Raw genomic sequence first — 9,375 nt, forward strand, 5'->3', positions numbered from 1 at the left:
GTGGTGGCGACGCCCAGGTCCAGCGCCAGCCGCAGGGGCCGGCCCCCGCCGCTGCGCAACTCGCCGTCGCACCGCCAACCGCCACGGCCGTCGCGCTGCAGCGGGCACCGCCAGAGCACATCGCGGTAGCGATAACCCAGGTCCGGGGCGACCACCCGGCCGGCCTGCAACTGCAACTCGCCCTGCGCGGCCCGGGCCGGCCAGGACAGCCGCACCCGCACGTCTTCGAGCGTGGCCACCGCGGTGCTCACCCGCGCGATCCTGGCGTTCAGTGTCGTCGCCCCAACCTCGGCCGATACCACCCAGCAAGCGGGCAGCGACAAACCGATCAGGAGGCGTAACATGGACCGCAGCATGGAAGCAGGATAGCGGGCGGAAGCGAACCGGCAATGAAGACATCCCCAGTCCCACGCATCTTGCTGGTCGAGGACGACCCGACCAGCCGCGCTTTTCTGACCGCCGCGGTCGAGGCCGTGCCGGCCGAAGTCGACGGCGTCGACAGCCTCGCCGCGGCGATGGCGCTCGGCAACGCCGAGGACTACCAATTGTGGCTGTTCGATGCCCACCTGCCCGACGGCAGCGGCATCGACCTGCTCAAGCGCCTGCGCGAGCGCCATCCCGGCACGCTCGCGGTCGCCCACACCGCCACCGGCGAAACCGAAGTCCGCGACCGGCTGCTCGCCTCGGGCTTCGCCGAAGTCCTGGTGAAACCCTTGCCCGCCGCCGCGGTACGCGCCGCGGTCCGTCGCCTGCTCGGCCTGCCCGAGCACGATGTCGCGGCGGCGCTGCCGTCGACCGACGAAGCCGATGCGCCGGTCTGGGACGACGAAGTCGCCGCGCGCGCACTCAACGGCAACCGCGCCCATATCGCCACCCTGCGCGAGCTGTTCGCCCAGGAGCTGCCGAACGCGCGGCGTTCGATTTCCAGCGCGGCCGAACTCGGCAACCTCGAGGCCTTGCGCGGCGAACTGCATAAACTGCGGGCGAGCTGCGGCTTCGTCGGCGCGGCGCGCCTGGCGCAGGCGGTGCAGGAACTGCAGACGCGACCGGATTCGTCCTCGCTGCTGGCGCGATTCGACCAGGCCGCGCAGGACACCATCGCCCAGCCCGCGCTCGGCTGAGTCGGTCGGTTCACGGGGCGTCCCGGTCCCGGCACCGGCCTGATGCCGCTTCAGTCCGCCCAACGCTCAGGCGCCGTCGTCGTCTCGCCGGGGCTCGCGCTTCGGCGCCACCCGCGCCAGGTCGGCCAACAACTCCCAGGACTTCAAGCCGCGCGGCCCCAGGTGGTGCACGAGCACCGAACGCATGGCCTGGCGCAGGCCCGGCAGATCCGCCGCGTCCGGCGCGCGGTCGTCGGCGAGCGCGAGCAAGGCCCTGCCGGTGGCGGCGGCGCTGCGCTCGCCGTGGCCGCGATCGCTGAGCATGCGGCGCGGCCCCTGCTCGGGATCGAGCCGGTAACGCGCGGCCGGATCGATCGCCGCGCCCTCGGCATCGACGCTCCAGTCGAAGCCCGAGCCGAGCGCTTCGAGCAGATCGCGCTCGAAACAGCGCAAGGTCCAGGCCAGTCCCTCGTCCTGCAAGCGCGCACGAGTGCGCCCGTAAAGCTCGTACAGTTCCGGGAACGGGTCGTTGCGCTGCAACAGGCGCAGCAACAGTTCGTTGACGTAGAAACCGGCCAGCGCGACCTCGCCGTCGAAGCGCGGCGCCGCGTCCAGGGCTTCGGCCGAGATCAGCCGAGCCAGTTCGCCGCGCACCAGCGCATCCAGGCGGATGTGCTGGAACGGTTGCAAGGCGGCGCGCAACACCTGGCGCTTCGGTCCCTGCACCCCGCGCGCGATCAGCCCGATACGACCGTGGTGCTCGCTCAGCACCTCGACCAACAGGCTGGTCTCGCGCCAAGGGCGCGTGTGCAGCACGTAGGCGGATTCAGCGGTGAGGTGCATGCGATTCGGGAATCGAGAACGGGAAGTCGGGAGTCGGGATTGGAGCAGAAAGCAAAAGCGGACGCCCGCAAACGTCGGACTGATCAAGCAGCGTAAATCGAGCGACCGAAATCACGCGCCTGCGAATCCCGAATCTTTCCCGTCCCTTATTCGTACCCCAACTGCCGCAGGGCCGCTTCGTTGTCGGACCAGCCTTCGCGCACGCGCACCCAGGTTTCCAGGAAGACCTTGGAACCGAACAGCCGCTCCATCTGTACGCGCGATTTCGCGCCGATCTCGCGCAGGCGCGCACCGGCCTTGCCGATCACGATCGCCTTCTGGCCGTCGCGCTCGACCCAGATCACCGCGCCGATGCGCAGCAGCTCGCCGTCGACGACGAAGCGTTCGATCTCGACCGTGGTCGCGTACGGCAGCTCTTCGCCGAGCTGGCGCATGAGTTGTTCGCGGACCATCTCGCCGGCGAGAAAACGCTGGCTCTTGTCGGTGATTTCGTCTTCGCCGTACAGCGCTTCCTGTTCGGGCAACAACGACAACACGGTCTTGACCAGAGCGTCCAATCCCTTGCCCTTGAGCGCCGAGATCGGATGCACGCTGGCGAAGTCGCGGCCTTCGCTGACTTTCGCCAGATACGGCAGCAGCACGGTCTTGTCGGTGATGCGGTCGACCTGGTTGACCACCAGCACCACCGGCAGGCCGGCGCCGCGCAGGGCGTCGAAAGCGAGGGTGTCCTCGTCGTCCCATTGACCGGCGCGCACCACCAGCAAGGCCGCATCGACGCCTTCGAGGGCGCCGCGCGCGGCGCGGTTCATCATCCGGTTCATCGCCCGCTTCTGTTCGCGGTGGATGCCGGGGGTATCGACCAACAGCAGTTGGCCTTCGGGAAACGTGGCGATGCCGAGCAGGCGATGGCGCGTGGTCTGCGGGCGCGGCGAGACGATGCTGACCTTGGCCCCGACCAGGGCGTTGACGAGGGTGGATTTGCCGACGTTGGGACGGCCGATGACGGCGACGTGGCCGGCGCGATGCGAAGAGGAAGTCATGGGCGAATTGTCCGCCTGGGCGGCGGGAACAGCAAATCGGGCGCGGGGACGGGAAGCGTCAGCCGCGACCCAAGCTCGCTTGCCCGGTTAGGACGGAGCCCAACCCCGGCCTCTACGCTGCTCAAGTCCGAGTTCCGACTCCGCTCCGTCCGAACCTCAATCCGCCTTGAGCTGCCGCAGCACGTCCTCGGCGGCGATCTGCTCGGCGGCGCGGCGCGAGCCGGCCTCGCCCACCGCGCTGAGCGGCGGCTGGGTCAATACGCAGCTGACCTGGAAGGTCTTGGCGTGGTCTTCGCCGCTTTCGGCGATCAGGGTGTACAGCGGCAACGGCTTCTGCCGGCCCTGCAGCCATTCCTGCAATCGGGTCTTGGCGTCCTTGCCGACCTTGTGGGGCGGCGGCAGCGCGTCCATCGCCGCGGCGAACCAGGGCAGGACATGGGCGCGGCAGGCCTCGAAACCGGCGTCGAGGTAGATCGCCGCGACCACCGCTTCCAGGGCATCGGCAAGGATCGAATCGCGGCGGTGGCCGCCGGACTTCATTTCGCCGGGGCCCAGGGTCAGTTTCGCGCCGAGTTCGAGCGTGCGCGCGATCGGCGCCAAGGCCGATTCGCGCACCAGCTCGGCACGGGCGCGGGTCAGCGCGCCCTCGTCGGCCTGCGGCCAGCGCTGGTACAGCGCCTCGGCCACCATCAGATTCACCAGCGCATCGCCCAGGAACTCGAGGCGCTCGTTATGCGGCGCCCCGGCGCTTCGATGGGTCAGGGCCTGATCGAGCAATCCCGGGTTCGCGAAGCGGTGCGTGAATGGATCAGTCACCGTCTTTCGTGCGCAACTGCTGGACCGCGTTGAAGTGCCCGACCACGTCGAGGTTGGCGATCAAGGGACGGCGCACTTCGTAGTCCACGGTGATTTCCATGCCCTCGTCGTTACGCACGATCTTGAAGTTCGCCGGCTTGACGCTCTCGACATAGCTCATGTCCATGCGGCGGAAGAACAGATCACGGGCTTTGGCGCTCTCCATGCGTCCCGCACCCGGCTCCTTGGCGAGGTCCGCCAGCGAACGCTTGACCGAATAGAACTCGGTATACATCGGCACCAGCTTCATGCCCATGTAGGCGAATACGCCGACCACGGCCAGCAGGATGATGAACCCGATCAGGGTGATGCCGCTCTGGTTACGCTTCATGCCTTCGATCCCCAATTGATCAATATGCCGGGTCCGGGCGCGCTCGATGCACCCGCGAACCCCGTCCCCATCCGCAGCGGCGTGGCGCCGTTACGGAATGCTGCTGCCGATGCGCGAGAAATCCACGCCCCCATCGAAGTTCATCCAGATCAGGAACGCCTTGCCGCGCAGGTTGCGCTCCGGCAGGAAGCCCCAGTATCGGCTGTCCTCGCTGTTGTCGCGATTGTCGCCCATCACAAAATACTCGCCCTGCGGCACCACCCACTCGCCCTCGCCCTGGTCCAGCAACGGCGATTCGGCGCGCAGCAGGATGCGGTGGACGTGCTTGCCGACCTGCTCGCGCAGCTCCTGGGCGCCGGTCATCTCGGTGCCGTTGCCGCGGCCCTGGTAGGTGCCGATCGGGGCGTACAGGATCGGCTCGCCGTTCACGGTCAGGCGGCCGTCGCGGTAGCTGACCTTGTCGCCCGGCAGGCCGATGATGCGCTTGATCCAGTCCTGCTCGGGGTGGTGCGGCGGGCGGAACACGACCACGTCGCCGCGTTCGGGCTCGCCCATCGCCAGGACCTTGCGGTTGGTGATCGGCAGGCGCAGACCGTAGGTGAACTTGTTGACCAGGATGAAGTCGCCGGTCAGCAGGGTCGGCATCATCGAGTTCGAGGGAATCCGGAACGGCTCGGCGATGAAGCTGCGCAGGATCAGCACCACGAACAGCACCGGGAAGAACGCCTTCGAATAATCGATGACGATCGGCTCCTTGCCGTCGTCGAGCAGGCCCTCGCGCGCGGCGCGACGCTTGGCCAGGACCAGCTTGTCGAGCAGCCAGACGACGCCGGTGAATATCGTCAGCGACACCAGTGCGATTTCGAACCAACGCATTGCCGTTTCCTTGCGGTGTTGTGAGCCGGAGCCGAGAGCCGCAGCGAGCGGGCCGAAGGTGGTGCGCGACCGGACCGTTGCGGCTCGATCGCGTTGCGCCTGTGCCTACCGCTGCCTGCCCTCGCCGTCCGATGATATTGCGGAAACTCCCTGGCGACCTTCGCGACCGCCCGGCCCGTATCGGGCACGGCCGCCGTCGCTCGCCCCCCATCCCTTTCCCGCCGTTCGCCTACTTGTCGCCGGTCGACAGCACCGCGAGGAAGGCTTCCTGCGGAATCTCCACCCGACCGACCTGCTTCATCCGCTTCTTGCCCTCTTTCTGCTTCTCGAGGAGCTTCTTCTTGCGGCTGATGTCGCCACCATAACATTTGGCCAAAACGTTCTTGCGCATCGCCTTGACCGTGCTGCGGGCGATGATCTGCGAGCCGATAGCGGCCTGGATGGCGACGTCGAACATCTGCCGCGGAATCAAGTCCTTCATCTTCTCGCACAACTCGCGGCCGCGCCGGTCGGCATGGCTGCGGTGGACGATGATCGACAGCGCATCGACCTTGTCGCCGTTGATCAGCGTGTCCACGCGCACGAACGGGCCTTCCTGGAAACGCAGGAAGTGGTAATCCAGCGAGGCGTAGCCGCGCGAGACCGACTTGAGCTTGTCGAAGAAGTCCAGCACCACCTCGGCCATCGGCAGCTCGTAGCTGATCTGCACCTGGCTGGCCATGTAGGTGATGCCGATCTGCACGCCGCGCTTTTCCTCGCACAACTTGATCACGTTGCCGATGTAGTCCGGCGGGGTGAGGATGTTGGCGCGGATCACCGGCTCGCGGATCTCCTGGACCAGGTTCAACTGCGGCAGCTTGGCCGGGTTGTCCATCGGGATCACGGTGCCGTCGGTCTTGAGCACTTCGTAGATCACCGTCGGCGCGGTGCTGATCAGGTTGAGATCGTATTCGCGCTCCAGGCGCTCCTGCACGATCTCCATGTGCAGCATGCCGAGGAAGCCGCAGCGGAAACCGAAGCCCATGGCCTCGGAGCTCTCCGGCTCGAAACGCAGCGCGGCGTCGTTCAGGCGCAGCTTTTCCAGGGCTTCGCGCAACGCCGGGTAGTCCTCGGCGTCGACCGGGAACAGGCCGGCGAACACGCGCGGCTGCATTTCCTGGAAGCCCGGCAGCGGCTTGGGCGCGGGGTCGCTGGCCAGGGTCAGGGTGTCGCCGACCGGCGCGCCGTGGACGTCCTTGATGCTGGCGTTGATCCAGCCCACTTCGCCGGCCCCGAGCTTGCTCAGGTCCTTGCGCTTGGGGGTGAACACGCCGACCTTGTCGACCAGGTGGGTGCGGCCGGTCGACATGACCAGGATCTTGCTGCCCGGGACGATCTCGCCCTGCATGACCCGCACCAGCGAGACCACGCCGAGGTAGTTGTCGAACCAGGAATCGATGATCAGCGCCTGCAGCTTGTCGGTGTCGCGCGGTTTCGGCGGCGGAATGCGCTTGACGATCGCCTCCAGCACCAGGTCGACGTTGAGGCCGGTCTTGGCGCTGATGGCCACCGCGTCCTCGGCATCGATGCCGATCACCGCTTCGATCTCGGCCTTGGCGCGGTCGACGTCGGCGGTCGGCAGGTCGATCTTGTTGAGCACCGGCACCACTTCCAGGCCCTGCTCCACCGCGGTGTAGCAGTTGGCCACCGACTGCGCTTCCACGCCCTGGGCGGCGTCGACGACCAGCAGGGCGCCTTCGCAGGCGGCCAGCGAGCGGCTGACTTCGTAGCTGAAGTCCACGTGGCCCGGGGTATCGATGAAGTTGAGCTGGTAGACCTGTCCGTCCTTGGCCTTGTAGGGCAAGGACACGGACTGGGCCTTGATGGTGATGCCGCGTTCGCGCTCGATCGGATTCGAGTCGAGCACCTGCGCTTCCATCTCGCGCGCTTCGAGACCTCCGCACAGCTGGATGATGCGGTCGGCGAGCGTCGACTTGCCATGGTCGACGTGGGCGATGATCGAGAAGTTTCTGATGTGTTGCATGCGGGGCGACGCGGAGCTCGCCGGTTCCAGGAAAATTAACGGGAGATTATCGCATAGCCCCCGGCATTGACGGCAGGCCCGCGCCGCGCCGGCCCGCGCAGCCCAGAAAGCCCCGCAGGCCACGGCCGCCGAGAGCAGACAAAGCGTGCCGGACGCCCTGAGCGGCCGGCGCGCCCCCAAGACGGACCCGACGACCGGAGAGCCCGGCCCGAGGCCGCCCGAGGGCGCTACGGGCCGGGACCGGGCTCGGGCTAAGCGGCCCGAGCTTACTTCTCCTCGCCGACCTGGACCGCGATGAACTGGGTCGCGTTGCCGCGGCGGACCAGCAGCATCACGGTCTGGCCCGGCTTGGTGCCGGCCAGGGCGCGATCCAGGGCCGCGGCGCTGCCGACCTGGGTCCGGCCGACCGAGAGGATGACGTCGCCCGGACGCACCCCGGCCTCGGCGGCGTCGCCCGGATCGCGTACCACCACGCCCTCGCCGGCCTTGATGCCGAGGCGCTGGCGCGTCGCCGCGTCGACGTCCTGGGTCACCAGGCCGAGCGGATTGCCGTTGGCGCGCGGCGCGGTCGATTCGCCCGGACGCGCCGGCCGGTCGCCGCCGGTCAGGCCTGCGGCGGCACCGCTGTCCAGTTCGCTGACCGCGACCGTGAGCTCGACATTCTTGCCGTCGCGGAACACGCCCAGCTTCGCCTTGGAACCCGGAGGCAGATTGCCGATCAGCGGCGGCAGGTCGCTGGACTCGTGCACCGGCGTGCCGTTGACCGAGCGGATGACGTCGCCCGGCACCACGCCGGCCTTGGCCGCGGGGCCGCCTTCGAGCACCTGGTTGACGAGCGCGCCGCTGCTGTCGGGCAGGCCGAAGCCGGCGACCTTTTCGCTGGTGAGCGGTTCGACCACCACGCCCAGCTGGCCGCGGCTGACCTTGCCGGTCGCACGCAGTTGCTCGGCCGAATTCATCGCCACGTCGATCGGGATCGCGAAGCTCACGCCCATGTAGCCGCCGGAGTTCGAGAAGATCTGCGAATTGATCCCGACCACCTCGCCGCTGGTATTGAGCAGCGGACCGCCCGAGTTGCCCTGGTTGATGGCGACGTCGGTCTGGATGAAGGGCACGTAGCGCTGATCGGCATAGGGGTTGGCGCGTCCGACCGCGCTGACGATGCCGGCGGTGACCGAATGGTCGAGCCCGAACGGCGAACCGATCGCGACCACCCACTGCCCGGCCTTGGTCTGGCCGGCACCGGCGGCGCGCAGGAACGGCAGGCCCTTGGCGTCGATCTTGAGCAGGGCCACGTCCGACTGCTCGTCGCTACCGATCACCTTGGCCTTGAGCTCGCGGCGGTCGGCCAGCTTGACCGTGACCGTGTCGGCGCCGTCGACGACGTGATGGTTGGTCAGCACGTAACCGTCCTGCGAGATCAGGAAACCGCTGCCCATCGAACGCCCGCCGCGCGGCTGGCGCGGGCCCGGCCCGGGCATGCCCGGCATGCCCTCCGGGCCGAAGAAGCGGCGGAAGAACTCGGGAATCTGGTCTTCGTCCGGCATGCCGCCGCGCGCCACCCGCTTGGGGGTGACCTCGGCGCTGATGTTGACCACCGCCGGGCCGACCCGCTGCACGAGGTTGGTGAAATCGGGCAGGCCGGCGACCAGAGGCGCGGCCGGCGTCGCCGACGGCGGCGGCGCGATCGGGGTGGTCGGCGCCTGCGCCGTACAGGCCACCGGCAGCGCGGCGATGATCGCGCCGACCAGGGCCAGGGAATGCAGCGGACGGCTGCCGGCTGCGGTGCTCTTCGGAAGGCTGTTCATCAGGGGACGGGTCATGGGAGCGGCCTCGAAACGACGTGGATTTTCCGGGAAAAAGACGACAGGTCGCCTTGCGCGGCGGGGCCGCGCATTCGACGAAAGGGGGCTGCCGGGCCGCAACGACCGCGGCAGGCAAGACAAATCAGTGCCGGCGAACCAGGGACTGAAGAATCAGGGCTGGGGCTGCGGTCGTTGCGTGGCCTGCGAGCGCGCCCTGGCCTCTTCAGCCTGGGTCGCCGGCTCGAAGGGATAGAACGACTGCGAGTCGCCGCTGCCGCCGTAGCCGGCGGTATAGCTGCTGCCGCCCGAGTAATTCGGCAGCACCGCGCGCGGCCACGGACGCGCCGCGGACGCTTCGCTCGCCTGCGGCCGGAACGGATTGGCGTGGACGGCCTCCGGCAGCGGGGAGGCGTTGGCGACCGCGGCGACCTGCACCGGCGCCTCGGCCGAACGTTCGGAAGCGCGCAGCGCGGCGCGCTGGCTTTGGCCGCGCGAACGGCGC

The 9,375-nt window shown here is 68.4% G+C and carries 9 protein-coding genes and 1 pseudogene; 1 reads left to right on the forward strand and 9 read right to left on the reverse strand.

From position 1 onward, the window contains the following. Positions 1–251: hypothetical protein (locus ACSAMQ_RS18535; RefSeq protein WP_435397076.1), on the reverse strand; the 251-nt coding region annotated here is incomplete at its 3' end. 138 nt (positions 252–389) lie between these two features. Here ACSAMQ_RS18535 and ACSAMQ_RS18540 point away from each other — a divergent pair. Continuing rightward, positions 390–1,121: a response regulator gene (locus ACSAMQ_RS18540; protein ID WP_435397077.1), complete on the forward strand. Its 732-nt coding sequence runs from the start codon at positions 390–392 to the stop codon at positions 1,119–1,121. A gap of 66 nt (positions 1,122–1,187) precedes the next feature. Here the strand turns inward: ACSAMQ_RS18540 and recO are convergent, their stop codons facing one another. The 8 genes and pseudogenes from recO to ACSAMQ_RS18580 form a co-directional block, all read right to left on the reverse strand. Then, positions 1,188–1,943: a DNA repair protein RecO gene (gene recO, locus ACSAMQ_RS18545; protein ID WP_435397078.1), complete on the reverse strand. Its 756-nt coding sequence runs from the start codon at positions 1,941–1,943 to the stop codon at positions 1,188–1,190. Positions 1,944–2,089: 146 nt separating this feature from the next. Further along, positions 2,090–2,983 (reverse strand): GTPase Era, encoded by an 894-nt coding sequence (gene era, locus ACSAMQ_RS18550; protein ID WP_435397079.1) that lies wholly within the window; start codon positions 2,981–2,983, stop codon positions 2,090–2,092. A 156-nt stretch (positions 2,984–3,139) separates the two neighbouring features. After that, positions 3,140–3,799, reverse strand: coding sequence for a ribonuclease III (gene rnc / locus ACSAMQ_RS18555; RefSeq protein ID WP_435397080.1), 660 nt, complete (start codon positions 3,797–3,799; stop codon positions 3,140–3,142). Continuing rightward, positions 3,792–4,169, reverse strand: a complete 378-nt coding sequence (locus ACSAMQ_RS18560) for a DUF4845 domain-containing protein (RefSeq protein WP_435397081.1) — start codon at positions 4,167–4,169, stop codon at positions 3,792–3,794. Before ACSAMQ_RS18560 ends, rnc begins: the two co-directional genes overlap by 8 nt. Positions 4,170–4,259: 90 nt before the next feature. Further along, positions 4,260–5,045: a signal peptidase I gene (lepB, locus tag ACSAMQ_RS18565; RefSeq protein ID WP_435397082.1), complete on the reverse strand. Its 786-nt coding sequence runs from the start codon at positions 5,043–5,045 to the stop codon at positions 4,260–4,262. Between the two features lie 229 nt (positions 5,046–5,274). After that, complete coding sequence (lepA, locus tag ACSAMQ_RS18570) at positions 5,275–7,068, reverse strand: translation elongation factor 4 (RefSeq protein ID WP_435397083.1); 1,794 nt, start codon at positions 7,066–7,068, stop codon at positions 5,275–5,277. A gap of 266 nt (positions 7,069–7,334) precedes the next feature. Continuing rightward, complete coding sequence (locus tag ACSAMQ_RS18575; RefSeq protein ID WP_435397084.1) at positions 7,335–8,876, reverse strand: DegQ family serine endoprotease; 1,542 nt, start codon at positions 8,874–8,876, stop codon at positions 7,335–7,337. Positions 8,877–9,044: 168 nt separating this feature from the next. After that, positions 9,045–9,375: pseudogene (locus ACSAMQ_RS18580) on the reverse strand (hypothetical protein); the annotation flags it as partial.

Origin of the sequence: Lysobacter sp. 1R34A (assembly GCF_051217035.1) — a bacterium.
Lineage (GTDB): Bacteria > Pseudomonadota > Gammaproteobacteria > Xanthomonadales > Xanthomonadaceae > Lysobacter.

Bases quoted from the DNA above. Each gene is read 5' to 3' on its own strand.
- ACSAMQ_RS18540 (WP_435397077.1), top strand. From the start codon at position 390: ATGAAGACATCCCCAGTCCCACGCATCTTGCTGGTCGAGGACGACCCG.
- recO (WP_435397078.1), bottom strand. From the start codon at position 1,943: ATGCACCTCACCGCTGAATCCGCCTACGTGCTGCACACGCGCCCTTGG.
- era (WP_435397079.1), bottom strand. From the start codon at position 2,983: ATGACTTCCTCTTCGCATCGCGCCGGCCACGTCGCCGTCATCGGCCGT.
- ACSAMQ_RS18560 (WP_435397081.1), bottom strand. From the start codon at position 4,169: ATGAAGCGTAACCAGAGCGGCATCACCCTGATCGGGTTCATCATCCTG.
- lepB (WP_435397082.1), bottom strand. From the start codon at position 5,045: ATGCGTTGGTTCGAAATCGCACTGGTGTCGCTGACGATATTCACCGGC.
- lepA (WP_435397083.1), bottom strand. From the start codon at position 7,068: ATGCAACACATCAGAAACTTCTCGATCATCGCCCACGTCGACCATGGC.
- ACSAMQ_RS18575 (WP_435397084.1), bottom strand. From the start codon at position 8,876: ATGAACAGCCTTCCGAAGAGCACCGCAGCCGGCAGCCGTCCGCTGCAT.